The sequence below is a fragment of the Sciscionella marina DSM 45152 genome, from assembly GCF_000379465.1.
Taxonomy (GTDB): domain Bacteria; phylum Actinomycetota; class Actinomycetes; order Mycobacteriales; family Pseudonocardiaceae; genus Sciscionella; species Sciscionella marina.
In genome coordinates this window covers 56,483-71,246 of record NZ_KB905399.1, presented here as the reverse complement: position 1 = coordinate 71,246, position 14,764 = coordinate 56,483, and the positions used below count along the sequence as shown (strand labels likewise).

Here is a 14,764-nt window from a genome sequence, read left to right as displayed (position 1 = left end):
GCCCGCAGCACAGGCCATGTGACGTGCCCCGGCTTCCCGGACGGTCGGGGTTGGGTGGCTGTGATGTCGCTGCGTTCTCGTCGAGGGGGTCAGCAGACCCGATCAGGGTCGATTGGGATGAGCCGCGAAGGCGGTCAGGTCAGGGCGGCCGAACCCGGCCGGCGGGGTAGCGTCGGACACGTCGAGGTCTTTCGGATGGATGGCGTAGGAACCTCCATCGTCGGGAGACCTCGACGTCTATCTGCGGACCGACGCGCCCGGCCGACCTACACCCTCATCTGGGAAGAGCCTGATTAGGACTCCCTTTTGCATCCTCGGAGCTCGATTTGGACAGATTGGACGGGCTTGAGTTCAGTCGGTGGTAGCAGTTGATCTTGGTGTTCGGTGGGTGAGGATGACCTGCCGTGCGGAAGATGTTGACTGTGGCTGACCGGGAAGAGATCTCTCGGGGTGTGGCCGAGGGCTTGGAGTATGTCGAGATCGCGTGTCGGATCGGGCGTGACCCGTCGGTGGTCTCGCGAGAAGTGGCCCGTCACGGCGGCCGGGAAAGCTACCGTAGTCATCAAGCAGACCAAGCAGCACTCGCGGCTCGGAGCCGACCGAAACGACTCAAGGTCGATCGCGTTGCGCGGCTGTCTGCCTACGTGCGGTACTGGTTGCGTCGTGGCTGGTCACCGGCCTCGATCGCGGGCCGGTTGCCGGCCGATATCAGTGGCGAGCAGGATGTGCGGGTGTCGCACGAAGCCATCTACACCTGGGTCTACGCCCAACCCGTGTCCACACTGGACCGTGAACTGATCCAGCTGCGATCCGGGCGCACCGCCCGGAAATCCGGGCCACGCACACCACCCGCACCCCGCATCGCCGAACCCGCCTGGATCGACGAACGCCCGGCCGAGGCCGAGGGTCGCGCCGTTCCGGGCCACTGGGAGGGCGACCTCGTCATCGGCAAGAACGGGCGCTCGGCGGTGGCCACCCTGGTCGAGCGCACCAGTCGATTCCTCATCCTGGTGCCACTTGCCGGACGCGACTCCCTGACCGTTTCACAGGCCATCATCGCCATGGCCGGCGAACTGCCTGCCTCGCTGAAACGGTCGCTGACCTGGGACTACGGCGCCGAGATGGCCCGGCACAGCGAGATCACCGCCAAACAGTTCCCGGTGTACTTCGCCCACCCGCACTCACCCTGGCAACGCGGCTCCAACGAAAACCTCAACCGCATCGTGCGCGAGTACTTCCCCAAGGGCACCGCCATCACCAGCGACCGCGACTACCTCGCCACCGTCGCCGCCGAGATCAACGACCGGCCCCGTAAGATCCACGACTGGAAAAAGCCCAGCGAAGTGTTCACCGAACTCCTCGCATCACATGCTTCCACCAGATGAATCCGCCGGGTGCTGTTCACCTGTCCAATCTGTCCCGACAAGAGTGCTTCCCCAGATCAGAACGCTAGCTCACCCGTCCCAGCCAGCTGTCCCTCTGCCAGCTCCCGTCGGGACAGCTGGGACAGGTCTACGCAGCCATCAGTTGAGGTGCGAATGCTGCTACTAGTGCGTGCTGCACCCCTCCGACACACACGCTAAACACACGCGGACTTCCCGCTATGTACAGGGTGTTTTCTCGCGGTTCGTACCGCACAGTTGGTCTAATTTTTTCGTACAGCCGAGCCAAGCTCGGCTGTTTTGCGTTGGCGAGAATGTCGTCCACGTCTCCGAATGAGTCGATCATCGCGTATATCTCCGCCTCGGTGACGTTCCCATTCTTCGGAAGCGCTTCGAGTTCGGCCTCGGCTACCTGCTTGGCCGCGTAGGCTTCGTTCATCGCCTCGGCAATCGCAGCCGGATCGATTCCTGCGTCGATGGCAGCTTGGTTGCGCCGCAACCGTTCCCGCGCATCCGCCACGGTTCGCTCCAACAAAGCGCGCTGTGCCGCCGATCCTCGATCCGTTCCTTGCACGGCGGCAAGCGCGCGCACCGTCGTGTCTCGGTTCTCCCGCGAGAACAGCCGTCCGATCCATCCGTTCAGGGCCTCGGCAACCACATCCTCGCGCAGGTTCACCGTCTTGGGATGATCTTCGAGCACCGCAGAACCTGGCGCGAGCGTTCGTGCCAGGCATCGGTAGTACACGCCGTTCCGGATCGCGGCGGCTTGCATCTTCCGCGAACACAACCCGCACCGGACCAAGCCCCGCAACAGATACGGCCGTGTGCCACGCGTCCGCGTGCGCTCAGTTTTGGCCATCCCTGCCATACCGCCCGCCGATCGGCCACGGCGACGCAACTGCGCTTGAGTGAAGGTCTCCACACTCACGACCGCCGGATGCGCAGGCTTACGCGAGCGCACGACCGTGGAAGACTCCGCACGCCGAAACCGCGTCGTGTACCCGGCCGCGACATCCTCGGGGTCGATCAGCGTCTCGTGCCGCGTGCTCCGGCCGAACACGGCATAGCCGGTATAGCGCGGATTCTCCAACACCGCCCGTATCGCACTGGCCTGCCAACCATCCCGATGCCGGTGCCGGTTCTGCTCCGGCCGATGCGCCGACGGGCACGGAATCCCATCCCGGTTCAGCATCGCTGCGATAGCCCGATCCCCTGAACCGTCCAAGTATTCGGCGAAGATGCGCCGCACTACTTCGGCGGCTGGTTCATCGATAGCGAGTACCCGCAACCGATGCCCCTCGGCCGCCTTGCTGGGGTTCGGGTGCGGACCACCATCGACGGCGACATACCCATAAGGTGCGCGCCCTCCTTGGTGGCGTCCTTCGTTCACCACCTGCGTATCCATCGCCGCCCGGACACGCGCCTGTACATGTTGGCGTTCCGACTCAGACATCCCGCCAAGCACGGACATGAGCATCTTGTGCGACGGGTTGCGCGGATCGAACCGGCCTCCGAGCTCGGGGACCCACAGCTCGACCCCGTGCGCGGCGAAGCGGGGCGCGGTCAACGAGAACTGGTTCCCGAACCAACAACGGGTCCCCTCCCCCACGACCACCGCATCCCAGCCACGCGCCGGATTCTTCAATCCAGCGAGCAAACGCGAACCGTGCTCCCGACGCTCCCAGGTCACCGACCGGGACTGATCAACGTCGAAGTACTCGGCGACGATCTGCCCACCGAGCGGTTCTACGAACTTCGCCGCGTTACTGCGCTGCCAACCGTACGAGGTTTCGGGGTCCTGCTTGTCCTCCGTCGAACAACGCCCATAGAACGCCACCCGTCCAACCAGCCCGGCAGCATCATCGACCACGGTGTCGACGCCGAGCAGTTCATCCAACGTCGCCCACTCATCAGCGGGACTGATTTCAGCGGTCACAGTTCACCTCCTCGCTTGCCGGATCGAGAACGGGTACCTCTGCCGCCTCGATCAGCAATCTCAACAGCGCCTTAGCCACATCTTGCGTCAACTCCGGCAATTCTCCTGGTAATCGTACCTGTAGCAGCTCTGAACCGGAACGATTACGCGGGCTCATCATCACCACCACGCGGCGAATCGCCCTGTTCGCCAGCAGCTCTGATATCAGACACTCGGTAGCCGCGCACGCGCCGGGGCTTGCCATCTTCTCCGGTGATGCGGTCCCGGACTGGTGAGCACCCGAGTTCGCCCATGGCTACGGCGAACTGGGTCGGGTCGACGTCGAGTTCTTCGACCAGCTCGGCCGTGGGGATGAACTCGCGTTCCTCCTCCTGGTCGTTCAGGTAGGCCAGGACAGACGCCAGTGGTTCGGGTACCTCGGTTGCCGCCGTGCTGGCCGTGATGACTCCGGCCATGTTCGCGGTACCCAGCGCGGGTGCGGGCTCCTGACCGATGGCATGCCCGGTCAGAGTGCCCGTGCGTTCGCGTAGTTCCCTTCCGCGTTCGCAGATCGCCCGCCAGTCGTCGTTGGGCATAAAGTACGTCCGCACGGTCATCGCGAGCACGTTGTCCCCTGCTTCGGTCTCGCCGTCCGGGCGTAAGATGCCGACTCCCTTGTGCGACGCGAGCAGACGGGAACTGTCGAATCCGCGGGCGTTCATCTGCTCACCAAGGATGATGTTCGAGTCCCGCCAATCCATCACCCGCAACGCGAACCGTGAACCGAGCACCGCACGCAGCCGGGACGGAATCGTGGTCGAGTCCGGGCGCTGGGTGGCGAGGATGACCACGATCCCGGCCGCTGGCCCCTTCTTCGCCAAGTACGTCAACAGGTCGGCGATGTACGCGCCGAGCGTGGTCTTCTTCCCGCCGACATCCACCTTCGTGGTGTCTTCGAGATACACCTGCACCTCGTCAATGATCACGGCCGTGATCGGCATGCCCAGCGCGCGATCTGTCGAGATAGTCGGGGTGATCTTGGACTCTGGGCACACCTCATCGTCCAAGGTGGCCATACGGGCGAACCGGCGCTGTGTCTCAGCAACCAGCTCCACAAGCCCGTTCCAGACAGCCTCTACGTGGTCGGGTTCGTCGCCGGACACGAACCGGTGCGCCACCGACTCGGCCGCCCGCCAGTCCTTCCCGCCCTTCCCGTCATAGACATACAGCATCGTGAACGGATCGAGAACCAGCCCGGCCGCCGCGAGGCGCGCGGCGAATGTCTTGCCCTGCCTCGGAATCGCCCCCACGAGCAGTGAGGTCCACACGAGCGGAAGGTCGATCTTGCGGTCCCGCGCGTCCCGCCCGAACGGCACTGGTTGCCATGCGTTCCACGACTCCATGACTACGAGCGGGTTTCGAATCGGCGGTTTCGCGTACGGATCGTCATCGGCAACCCACATCGCCACCCGCCCAGCGTGACCGCCTCGGCCGCGCACCCTGTCCACGATGAGCTGCACCTCATCGACCGCCAGCGCGGACGCCAAGGCTTCACGATGCTTGATCACATCCGCCGCCTTGCGCGTAGCCGGAAGGTCCACAACCACGGCCCAGCCGTCACCCTGCCGGTTCGCACGTTCCACCAGGCGCAGCCATTCATCCTTGCCGATCAGCTTCGCGTCCCGAAACGCATCCACCAACACACCAGGATCCATCGTCCACGTCAGCGAACGCGGACCCGCCAGCACAGCCTTACGACCGGGCGCACCATCCTTACGGCGACCAGCGACCGCCAACGCCACCGAACCCACGCCCGACAGCGTCCACACCGCCGACCACCCGTAGATGACGAAGCCAACCAGCCCCACGAGCAGCACCACGGCGGCCACAGCCCCGGTGACCTTCCATCGAAACAGCGTCAGCGCGCGTATCTCGGTCCATTTGTCCGCCAACTTCTCCGAAGTCTCGGCGGCCTCCCGGAAGTCGGTGACCTTCACCCACGATCGCCACGAGCGAAGCGACAACACAGCACCTCGCGCCGTGGCTCGCAGGAACCAGACCGGCGAACACGCCGCCCGCGTCAACAGCTCCCGAACCGCGCGGCGCACGCCTTTCCACGAACACAGCCACGGCGGAACCCGCCATCCGCCTATCTGCCCGGCCTGTAGCTCCGGCTGTGCGGTACCGGCCTTCGGCTCGTCATCGTTAACGAATTCGCCGTCGAGCACGGCGGGCACGACTTCCGTGTTCGGCTGTTCCGGTTCGGTGCCGTTCATGACCGCGCGCCCTTCGAACCGGTGTTCATGCGCTCCCGGACCTCGGCCGCCAGCCGCGAGGACAAGCCGCGCGAGCATCCGGTCACCTCGCGCACCCACGCTGGAGTCACCTCGACCTCGGCCGACCATGCGGCCTCGGCGACGGCGAGGTAGTCGGCGAAGGTCCGTCGTGAACGCCCACCGTTCACGGCCGGTTCGGCGTTCACCGGCTCGGTCGCACGCGGTTCCTCGCTGGTGGCGGCCTCGGTGAGCTTGTCGCGTAGCACCGTGACCGCTTCGGCGGCGACGAACACGACCAGCGGTGGGACCGAGTGCAGCACCACCCGTGCCGCGCTTCCGGATGCGTAGGCGGCCCAGGTGTTCATGACGTACGTGGCCGCGAGCGTGAACCACTTGGCTGCCCGCACCCAGCCACCCATGCCGATGCGGTACCAGGCCGTGGTCTGCTCGGCGCGCAGCACCGCCAGCAACACCAGTGACACCATCGGATCGAGCAACCACGCCGCGAACCACCCGAGCGACCACACCCGCGCACCGCTCGCGGCGAACTGCTGCACGTTGGTCATGGTGAACGCCAACCCGAGCCCGATACCGGCCCAGCACAGCCGATCCACCTGCCGCCGAACCTGCTCCACACGTTCGCTACTCATCGGCGACCACCACCCCGACGACTACGCCCGCCGTCGACGGTGGTCACGGTCAACGCCCGCGCCAGCACGTACCCGGCTAACAGGTCAGGGATACCGAGCGCGCCGACCAGGAGGTACGTGTTCGCCGAGTACGCGATCAACGCCCACTGAACGCCGCCGAGGATGGCCCCGGCGATACCGACCCGGCCCGCCAGAGTGGCGAGCTTCGCGCTCTCCCGCGCCGCCGTGGCAATCCGCTTCGCGCGGCGGACACTGGACCGCCACACCAACACCACAGCGAGCAGTACACCGAGCCCGGCCAGGATCTCCAGCGGAGACAGACTGATCACCATCACCGGTCACCGCCCCACTGCTGCGCGCGGCGTGCCCGCCAGATCGGATACAGGTCCCGCCGATCCTCATCCGGCAGCGCGCCGAACACGCCGACCTGAACCGGCCCGGACCAGCGCAACTCCAATTCCAAGCACGCTTCCTGGAACATGCAGCCCGAGCACAGCCGCTCGGCAAGGTTCCGATCGGTCACCTCCTCACCGGTCAGCACGGGCGGCTCCGGCTCGGTCATCGCGACCATGCACGCGCCCTCGGTGCCCACCACCTCGGCGAGCTTGTCCGTTTCCACCTCCGCGAACCGGTCGAGCCGGTCCGCGATCTGCCGCAACCTGTCCTGGTGTTCCATCACCGACCACCCCCGTTCAGCACGCGGGCGAGCTCGTGAGCCGGGATGACCAGTCGCGAGCGTTCCCGGTGTGCCCGGAGCACTCCGCGACGGACGGCCCGGTGCACCCGCCACTGCTCGATCCCGAGCAGCGAGGCGACCTGGCGAAATGTGTAGTTCGGTCCACGGTGAGCAGACACAAGGGTCCTGTTGTTTGAATTCATGAGAGAAGTCCTTTGATAGAAATCAGACGTATTTTGTGTCTGATTTAAGACATTGAAAGATAAATGATTGGCGATCGCGCAACGCGCCTAGCCAGATTTGACGAAAGGAAACCGGATCACGCTAATCTCGCGGTCACGGCGGAGAGCGGAGGGATACGTGGCGCAGGGTTGGCAGGCAGTCGCACGAGCGATCAACGCGCGGTTGTCGGAGCTCGGCCTCAGCCAGCGCGAGCTCGTCGCGCGGTCGCAGGTGTCCCGCGCCACGGTCGCCGAGATTCAGCACAACACCGCGCAGCGACGGCGAAGCGACCGCACGCTCGAAGCGCTGTCGACCGCCCTCGACTGGCACCCCGGACACCTCGCCGCGGTGCTGGCCGGCAAACGGCCACCGAAACTCGCCGAGCCGGTCGTCCGCGGCGACGAAGACGTACCGGGGCGACTCGCGGCGATCGAGCACCAATTGCGGGAAATCACGGAAAAGCTCGACGGGCTCGGCATTGTCAGCGACGAAATCAATACCAATGTCGCGAACGTCGTCGAGCGATTCAGCGAGCGCCGCAAACCCGGTCGTTGAGGTTTTCTGATGACTGTGTTTCATGCCAATAATTCAACGTCGGATCGCGCTCACCAACCATGCAGCGAGGACGCAGCCGCAGTGCAGTCTCCATGCAGCCGGGATGCAGCGCCGCAGCTCAGGTGCGCTCATGGCTGACCGCGTGTGGCAGTGGACCGGCCGGACGGCCGATCAGTTGCGAGCAGCCCTCAGGCTGACGAACGAAGCATTCGCGGAACATCTCGGCGTGAGCGCCCGATCGGTTGCCGACTGGCGGCGGAAGCCGGACATGGTGCCGATGAACGTCGCGCAACAAGTGCTCGATACAGCGCTCGAACAAGCCCCCGAGGACGTGCGCCGACAATTCCACGAAGCCACCGGGACCGGATCGTCGCCGACCATAGAGCCGAGCCTCGGCGGCGCGCATCGACTGGTGGAAGACCCGCACATCGGGCGCGCGCTCGAATGGCTCGACCAGGCCGCAACGTGGTCGGCAGGGCAAGCGCGCGCGAAGGTCGCCGCGCAGCTCGCCGAGCTCGACAGCCAGGCCCTACACGACCGGGGTCAGCGCCGTGCACAGGTCAGCCAACAGCAACTCGTCTGGGCGCTGGCCAGCTACTACGGCGACGCGCCGGAGGGATACGGCCGCTACGGCGCGCGGATCGGCGATACCGAGACCGCAACCACGGTCCTGACCAGTGCCGAATGGCTCGACCTTGCCGCGCCGCTGCTCGGAGCGGCGGATCGGTTGGCCGTGACTACTGCTCCCGCTCCGGAACCGGCACTCGATGACAGCGCCGCCGAGCAGGCCGTGGCGCGGCTCGCCGAGGCGCTGACGGTCAACGTTCAACTCGTGGACATGCCGCTCTACCGGCTGGACAGCACGGATGTGTGCGCCGGTTCGATCGGCGGGCAACTCGGCGTGGACCGGTTCGCCCGGTACGCCCTGACCACGGATCTACTCGAAGCCGAGACCGTGGACGCACTCGCGGACAACCGGCCCGTGGCTCCCGGCCAGCTCCCCTTGCGGGACCGCTACCTGCCCGATTTCGGCGCCGTGCTCGACGTGAGCAATCGGCTATGCGCGGGCGGAACCCTCGCGCTGTGCGCCATCGCGCGTCCGGCAAGTCTGCTGCGTCCACGTCCGGACTACGTGCTCATGATCCAGGAACGCTCCGGGCGCGTGCTCAACGCAGCGCGGCGGCTCGCGGTCATCCCGAAGGGCTTCCACCAGCCCATGACCGACTACCGCACCGATGCCCAACTCGGCGCGACCCTGCTGCGCGAGATGGAAGAAGAACTGTTCGGCCGCAGCGACATCGACAACACCATCGCCGAGGACCGGCACGCCGACCCCATGCACCCCTCCCGACTGTCCGCGCCGATGCGGGGGCTGGCCGAATCCAACGCACTCCGGATCGAGTGCACCGGCTTCGGATACAACCTGATCAGCGGAAACTACGAGTTCCCCGGCCTGATCGTCATCGACGACGAACAGTTCTGGACCGAGCACGGCGGAGCACTCGAAGCCAACTGGGAAGCGTCCGGTCTACGGCAAGTCTCCACCCTCGACCGGGACCAGGTGGCCGAGCTCGCCGGTGAGATAGCGTGGAGCAACGAAGGACTCTTCGCCTACCTGCAAGGGCTGCGTCGACTCGCCCAGCTCGGCGGCGAACGAGTCGACTTACCGGCGATCGAATGGGAGCTATGGTGACCGGTGCCAACTGGCACAGCGGCAACGCCGCCACAGACGGGGAACACACACGCGGCTGGATACTCGGCCACTTCATCGACCCCGCCGAAGGCGTGCGCCACTCCCAAGACGTAGAGGTCAAGTGGTTCAACCACCCAGCAGGCGACAAGCGCGCCGGGTGGACCACGGACGACCAGCGCACCACCCTCCTACTGCTCATCTCCGGCCGGTTCCGCCTCGACCTCACCACCGAGAGCGTCACCCTCTCCGAACAAGGCGACTACGTATTGTGGGGACCGGGCATCGACCACTCCTGGGAAGCCCTCGAAGACACCACCATCATGACCGTCCGTTGGCCATCTGGCTCGTGAGGCAACGATAGCTGCACAACCAATCTGTCGATTGGTTTTAGTGCCCCTACTCTTTCCGAGAACCTCGCGTGATTCCGCTTACTACCCGTAACTCTTTCATGACTGCCGCTTCACCAAAGATCACAGTTCGGTTGCGCTCCACATCGCCTTGTAACTGAACCTTGGAGATATCCGAGAAACAGATGCGTCACACCAACGACTCTCGGAGCAAGTATGAACTACTCAGGTTCGAGCAGGAAACTAATCGGAAATGCAATTTCAGCAATGCTTGCGGCAATCGAAGTGTACAACAAGCCACGATTTGCCTATCGAGATGAAGTAACCATCATACTTTTAACAAACGCATGGGAATTGTTATTTAAGGCAATCATATCAAAGAACAAAAAGTCGATTTACTATCGAAAGAAAAGACATGGGGCATATCGTACGCTCAGCCTTGACGACGCAGCGAAACGTGCCATAGAACTAGACACCTGGCCTTCAGGTATCAGCGGTGAGGCGATTATCAAGAACGTAGAAATGATGAGCCTATACCGAGACAATGCCGTACATTTCTACAATGAAAGCAACTTCGGCGTCGTGCTATACTCACTTGCGCAAACCGCGATATACAACTTCCGAGATATAGCAAGTAGGGTATTCAACAAAGACATTGCAGATGAAATGTCATGGCAGATCATACCGCTGGGCACGCGCTCGCCAATCGACCCGATTGAGTACCTAAAGAAGCCAAGTGAAGAAGCTGGTGCGAAAAGGAGCCGTGCTGTACAAGACTATCTTCGGGAATTGAAACGCGTTGAGGGTGAACTTGAAGCCACAGGAATAGCGAGCGATCGGCTGCTCACGCTTTATTCGGTCACGCTTCAATCGAAGAAAAAAGTGGCTGATGCTGACATTGTCGTTGCAATTTCGAGTGACGAGGATATCGACGGGTCCGTCATTCAGAAACCAGTTGACCCGAATGATTCTTACCCATACCGGCAAAGCCATATCCTCACAAAGCTACCCGAAGACCGAAAAATAAACGGCTACAAATTTCAAGCCATCACGAGCGAGTACGGCCTCCGTAATGATCCACGATACTGCTGGAAGGAACTAGACACCGGACGCTTCCGTTGGTCGGGTGACGTTATCCCTTTCATTAAGAACCTCACCGATGGTGAGATATCGTGGGCCATTAAGGAGTATGGCTCAAAAAATGGCTCTAGGGCAAGGCTTGCGAATTTAGAAAAACGCAACAACAAACCACCAAAACCTCGTCCGTGGTGATATCTTTTCAATTAGCCCACATTCGGAGACTCAATTTACTTTCCCCGTTGGAGTAATACAAGGCCCTGCAATAGCGCATGTAGGCCTTCATTGCTCCATGAGTCGTTTCCGATCAGTTCGGAGAGGCCAGCGCGGTCACGGGTCGAGTAGAGTCGCAGGCCGTCGGCTTCCCAGTTGGCTTCGATGGCGCCGCCGTATCGGGTCCAGAATTCTGGATCGTCTACCACGGCGAGGGTGGCGAACTCGTAATTTCCGCTGACGAGGTTGATACCGAAGCCGGTCTGTTCGATGCGGAGAGCGTTGTGCTCGGTCAGCCATCGCATGGGCTCGGAGAGGCGACTTGGGTGCATGGGGTCAGCGGCGCGGGTTTCGCCGAGTGTGTTGTCCACGTCCGCGCGCGCGAACAGCTCCTCTTCCAGCTCGCGCCGCACGGTGTCCTCTATCGCCACGTCGGCGCGCGGGTCAGTCATCGGCTGATGGAAGCCTTTCGGGACGACGGCAAGCTTGCCGGTCGCATTCACCACGTGCCCGGAACGCTTCTGCACGACAAGGGCGTAGTCCGGTTCCGATCGCCGTGTGTCGGCTGGACGGGCGAACGCGCACAGCGTGGCCACACCACCCGCACACAGTCGTGTCCGGAGGTCGAACATAGCCGCCAGATCCGGTAGCCAACGATCGCGCAGCGGCATCGTTCCGTGCCCTGCCAGGCAGTCCGCAAGTTCTGCCTCAAGTAGATCAGTCGTCAGCGCGTACTCGGCGAACCGCGCGAGGCCGAAGGTCGGTTCGCCCTCGATGCCGAGCAGGCGATAGATCGGAGCATCGGCGAACCGAACGTCGAGCACGAGACCTTCGGCGAGCCGTTCTACCGCCACTCGGGCCGCTGCACCATCAAGCACAAGCCCATGTTCATCGTCCAGCCCGTCGAATCGTGCGGCGCGCTGCGCGCTGTCGGTCCATTCCGGCCGCGTGGCGATTGTCGTCGCAAGCTCCGTCTCGCCGAAATGGAACGTATGGAGTGCGTCGGCGCCGTAGTAGTCGGCGAGTGCTTGTGCCGCAGCTTGTCGCCTCATGTTCGAACGGCGCCTACTGCGCTCGTACACGCTGGACGCGTCCAGTCGCGACCGGCGATCCGCAACCTTCTCCCCGGCCGTACCCGGCTTCCACCCGGCGTGTGCGTCGATCCAGGCACACGCGGACGCCAGACCCGACAGCGGCCTACCGTCAGGGTTGGGCGCAGCAAGCAAGTCCTGTAGCCGGTCCGAGGACACACCGAGCGTCCTGGCCAGCTTCGGCCAGAGATACGCAACCGGTGTGGTTTCCCCCGCTTCCCACCTGATCACCGTCGAGCGGTCCACGTACAGCGATCCGGCAAGGCTCTCCTGAGTGTGCCCGGCAGCCTTCCGGGCCGTGGCGAACGCGCGCCGATGTGCGACAGCCATGTCTAAAATAGTACACGTCAGCGCAGTTCAACCGTGATAGTGCGACGTTGCTGCGTCGAAAATCCGACGTTTCCGCCATGGGGTAATCGTCCTCGGGCAAGTTGAGTGGAACCCGACACCCCGGTGCTGGGAAGGCGCAACAGGAACGGCGTTCTTGCCGCCGCGCTCCCCGCGCAAACCCGAGCCTCGGCACCGGGCGTGTCCTCCACCAACCGCACGGGAAGAACGCAGGGGCATGACCACGGCAACACACCAGCTCACCTACTGCTGGGTCACCGACGCCGCCGACACCGAGCACGCAGTCACCTATGACGACCTTGCGCGCGCCATCATCGACCAGCACGGCCAGTACACCGCGCTCTGCGGCGCGCACCTCCACCCGGCCGCACTCACCGCGACACCAAACGGCCGCTGCCCACGATGCCATGCCGCCTTGCGCGTGACCGATATTCAGCCAAGCGGGCGGCACCGTGCCAACTGAACCCCGCCCGCTGATGTTCGTCCGTCTCCGCAGGGGCTTGGTCGGTGAGTCCCAGCGCGTCGTCCATCTTGTACCCGTCCCGAACGAGGTACCCGACGAACTCGAAGCCTACTGCGGTCGGACCTTCGCTCCCGGCACCATCGAATACGTACCGGCCTTCTCCGGCATGCCGTGCATGTCCTGTATCGCCGCCGCACGCCAAATTCACGCACCCGCACTCCCCGACGGCGAGTAACGGGACGCCGGGACAGCCTCGAACCCGAGTGCCAGCAACCCTGGCTACAGCCTGTTTGGGACGGCTGGGACACCCCTTGTCCCAGCCGTCCCAACGTGTCGACCGCAGCATAGTCGCAGGTAGAACGCCATAACCACCTGTCCGACTCCGGTGTCCCAGATGGACCACGGTCGGTACGGCTGGGACAGCCGCCATCACGCCGCAATCGGCAGCGGCCAGCGCGTTTCTTCTGTGGTTAGCGTGCGTGATCCCCCTCCGACACAGAAATTATTCACCCGCCCATCAAGGGCCATGGTTATCTCAGCCGCATTGTTTTCCGGTTCGTAAATCACGTTCAGAGTCACCGCGTCGTAGATCGGTGCGAGTCGTTCTGGTTTCCCGTTGTTGAGTGCGGCACCGACATCCCCGAGGTAGTCGAGCATCGCGTACACCTCGGCCTCGGAAATGTTGCCTTGCACCGGTTCGTGCGCCAACGCCGCCTGCGCGGCGGCACGCTCGGCTTGTGCGATGTTGACGGCTTCCACGAGCGCATCCGGGTCCATGCCCGCCTTGATCGCCTGCTGATAGCGGCGAAGCTCGGTCTCGGCCTTCTCCAAACGTTCCCTGGCTTCCCACATGTCCGTGCTGGCACGAGGTTTCGGCTGCTCGGCCACAATCTGCCGCACCGTCTCGTCCACCTGTTCCGGGCCGAACAGATCACCAAGGAACGCATTCACCGCTTCGCTGACCGGATCCTCACGCAGGTACACCGCAGGCGGATGCTCGGCCAGCACGGGCGAACCCGGTGCCAGGGTGCGCGCGGGACAGCGGTAGTACATGGCGTGCTTACGCGGACTGGCTTCCATCTTCCGCCCGCACACCGAGCACCTGATCCGTCCCCGGAACAGATACGTCCGCTTTGTCGGCCGCCCGGCCCGTTCGGTCTTGCGCGCCGACGCGAGTCCGGCCGTGGTCTTCTGCTTGCGCCGTAACTGCGTCTCGGTGAACACCGGAACCGTCACGATCGCCGGATGCGCGGGCTTGCGAGACCGCACGATCGTGGACGCCTCCGAGCGCCGGAACCGCGCCACGTATCCGGCCGCCACATCATCCGGGTCCAACAACGTGTCATGCCTGCTCGTGCGCCCGAACACCGCATAACCGGTGTAGCGCGGATTATCCAAGATCGCCGCGACCGTGGACGCCTGCCAGCCGTCCTCGAGCCGATGCCGATTCTGTTCCGGCTTGCTCGCCGAAGGACACGCGATCCCGTCCCGACACCGAGCACGCGGTCACTTACGACGACCTTGCGCGCGCCATCATCGAACAACACGGCCAGTACTCCGCGCTCTGTGGCACGCTCCTCCACCCGGCCGCACTCACCGCGACACCACTCAGCCGGTGCCCGCGATGCCATGCCGCCCTGCGCGTGACCGACATTCAGCCGAGCGGGCGGCACCGTGCCAACTGAATCCCGCCCGCCGATTTTCGTCCGCCTCCGCAGGGGCTTGGTCGGCGAGTCCCAGCGCGTCGTCCATCTCGTGCCGCCCCCCGACGACGTGCCCGACGAACTCGAAGCCTACTGCGGCCGGACCTTCGCAGCTGACACCACCGAACACCTGCCGCCCTTCTCCGGCATGCC

At 64.0% G+C, this 14,764-nt stretch carries 14 protein-coding genes; 6 read left to right on the top strand and 8 right to left on the bottom strand.

What is annotated here, in order from left to right:
• Positions 1–413 precede the first annotated feature (413 nt).
• Complete coding sequence (locus tag A37U_RS49140) at positions 414–1,385, top strand: IS30 family transposase (protein WP_083933786.1); 972 nt, start codon at positions 414–416, stop codon at positions 1,383–1,385.
• Between the two features lie 127 nt (positions 1,386–1,512).
• On the opposite strand, the gene A37U_RS0123670 is transcribed toward A37U_RS49140, so the two are convergent.
• The 6 genes from A37U_RS0123670 to A37U_RS0123645 all read right to left on the bottom strand — a co-directional run bounded on the left by A37U_RS0123670 (position 1,513) and on the right by A37U_RS0123645 (position 7,102).
• The gene (locus tag A37U_RS0123670; protein ID WP_020499152.1) at positions 1,513–3,318 is read right to left on the bottom strand and encodes a recombinase family protein; all 1,806 of its coding nucleotides are present in this window, start codon (positions 3,316–3,318) and stop codon (positions 1,513–1,515) included.
• 143 nt (positions 3,319–3,461) lie between these two features.
• A complete protein-coding gene (locus tag A37U_RS0123665) occupies positions 3,462–5,573 on the bottom strand; it encodes an FtsK/SpoIIIE domain-containing protein (RefSeq protein ID WP_020499150.1) in 2,112 nt (703 codons plus the stop codon).
• Complete coding sequence (locus A37U_RS44950; RefSeq protein WP_157182995.1) at positions 5,570–6,223, bottom strand: hypothetical protein; 654 nt, start codon at positions 6,221–6,223, stop codon at positions 5,570–5,572. The genes A37U_RS0123665 and A37U_RS44950 overlap by 4 nt, the downstream gene beginning before the upstream one ends.
• Positions 6,220–6,555: a hypothetical protein gene (locus tag A37U_RS0123655; protein WP_020499148.1), complete on the bottom strand. Its 336-nt coding sequence runs from the start codon at positions 6,553–6,555 to the stop codon at positions 6,220–6,222. The genes A37U_RS44950 and A37U_RS0123655 overlap by 4 nt, the downstream gene beginning before the upstream one ends.
• The gene (locus tag A37U_RS0123650; protein WP_020499147.1) at positions 6,555–6,899 is read right to left on the bottom strand and encodes a WhiB family transcriptional regulator; all 345 of its coding nucleotides are present in this window, start codon (positions 6,897–6,899) and stop codon (positions 6,555–6,557) included. The genes A37U_RS0123655 and A37U_RS0123650 overlap by 1 nt, the downstream gene beginning before the upstream one ends.
• On the bottom strand, positions 6,899–7,102 hold the full coding sequence (locus A37U_RS0123645) for a helix-turn-helix domain-containing protein (RefSeq protein ID WP_240437661.1): 204 nt from the start codon (positions 7,100–7,102) through the stop codon (positions 6,899–6,901). Before A37U_RS0123645 ends, A37U_RS0123650 begins: the two co-directional genes overlap by 1 nt.
• A gap of 157 nt (positions 7,103–7,259) precedes the next feature.
• Between A37U_RS0123645 and A37U_RS0123640 the strand changes: the two genes are divergently transcribed.
• The 4 genes from A37U_RS0123640 to A37U_RS50010 all read left to right on the top strand — a co-directional run bounded on the left by A37U_RS0123640 (position 7,260) and on the right by A37U_RS50010 (position 10,988).
• Entirely contained in the window at positions 7,260–7,676 is a 417-nt protein-coding gene (locus tag A37U_RS0123640) for a helix-turn-helix domain-containing protein (RefSeq protein ID WP_020499145.1), read from the top strand.
• A 130-nt stretch (positions 7,677–7,806) separates the two neighbouring features.
• On the top strand, positions 7,807–9,369 hold the full coding sequence (locus A37U_RS0123635; protein WP_020499144.1) for a hypothetical protein: 1,563 nt from the start codon (positions 7,807–7,809) through the stop codon (positions 9,367–9,369).
• Complete coding sequence (locus tag A37U_RS0123630) at positions 9,363–9,719, top strand: hypothetical protein (protein WP_020499143.1); 357 nt, start codon at positions 9,363–9,365, stop codon at positions 9,717–9,719. The genes A37U_RS0123635 and A37U_RS0123630 overlap by 7 nt, the downstream gene beginning before the upstream one ends.
• 213 nt (positions 9,720–9,932) lie before the next feature.
• Entirely contained in the window at positions 9,933–10,988 is a 1,056-nt protein-coding gene (locus A37U_RS50010) for a DUF3644 domain-containing protein (RefSeq protein ID WP_083933782.1), read from the top strand.
• Positions 10,989–11,023: 35 nt separating this feature from the next.
• Here the strand turns inward: A37U_RS50010 and A37U_RS44945 are convergent, their stop codons facing one another.
• Positions 11,024–12,427: a helix-turn-helix transcriptional regulator gene (locus tag A37U_RS44945; RefSeq protein WP_051111719.1), complete on the bottom strand. Its 1,404-nt coding sequence runs from the start codon at positions 12,425–12,427 to the stop codon at positions 11,024–11,026.
• Between the two features lie 235 nt (positions 12,428–12,662).
• Between A37U_RS44945 and A37U_RS0123620 the strand changes: the two genes are divergently transcribed.
• Positions 12,663–12,908 (top strand): hypothetical protein, encoded by a 246-nt coding sequence (locus tag A37U_RS0123620; protein WP_020499141.1) that lies wholly within the window; start codon positions 12,663–12,665, stop codon positions 12,906–12,908.
• A 429-nt stretch (positions 12,909–13,337) separates the two neighbouring features.
• Here the strand turns inward: A37U_RS0123620 and A37U_RS44940 are convergent, their stop codons facing one another.
• Positions 13,338–14,390: a recombinase zinc beta ribbon domain-containing protein gene (locus A37U_RS44940; protein ID WP_083933781.1), complete on the bottom strand. Its 1,053-nt coding sequence runs from the start codon at positions 14,388–14,390 to the stop codon at positions 13,338–13,340.
• Positions 14,391–14,764 lie beyond the last annotated feature (374 nt).

Coding starts and splice junctions, on each gene's coding strand:
- A37U_RS49140 (WP_083933786.1), top strand. CDS start 414: ATGTTGACTGTGGCTGACCGGGAAGAGATCTCTCGGGGTGTGGCCGAG.
- A37U_RS0123665 (WP_020499150.1), bottom strand. CDS start 5,573: ATGAACGGCACCGAACCGGAACAGCCGAACACGGAAGTCGTGCCCGCC.
- A37U_RS44950 (WP_157182995.1), bottom strand. CDS start 6,223: ATGAGTAGCGAACGTGTGGAGCAGGTTCGGCGGCAGGTGGATCGGCTG.
- A37U_RS0123655 (WP_020499148.1), bottom strand. CDS start 6,555: ATGGTGATCAGTCTGTCTCCGCTGGAGATCCTGGCCGGGCTCGGTGTA.
- A37U_RS0123650 (WP_020499147.1), bottom strand. CDS start 6,899: ATGGAACACCAGGACAGGTTGCGGCAGATCGCGGACCGGCTCGACCGG.
- A37U_RS0123645 (WP_240437661.1), bottom strand. CDS start 7,102: ATGAATTCAAACAACAGGACCCTTGTGTCTGCTCACCGTGGACCGAAC.
- A37U_RS0123635 (WP_020499144.1), top strand. CDS start 7,807: ATGGCTGACCGCGTGTGGCAGTGGACCGGCCGGACGGCCGATCAGTTG.
- A37U_RS0123630 (WP_020499143.1), top strand. CDS start 9,363: ATGGTGACCGGTGCCAACTGGCACAGCGGCAACGCCGCCACAGACGGG.
- A37U_RS50010 (WP_083933782.1), top strand. CDS start 9,933: ATGAACTACTCAGGTTCGAGCAGGAAACTAATCGGAAATGCAATTTCA.
- A37U_RS44945 (WP_051111719.1), bottom strand. CDS start 12,427: ATGGCTGTCGCACATCGGCGCGCGTTCGCCACGGCCCGGAAGGCTGCC.
- A37U_RS0123620 (WP_020499141.1), top strand. CDS start 12,663: ATGACCACGGCAACACACCAGCTCACCTACTGCTGGGTCACCGACGCC.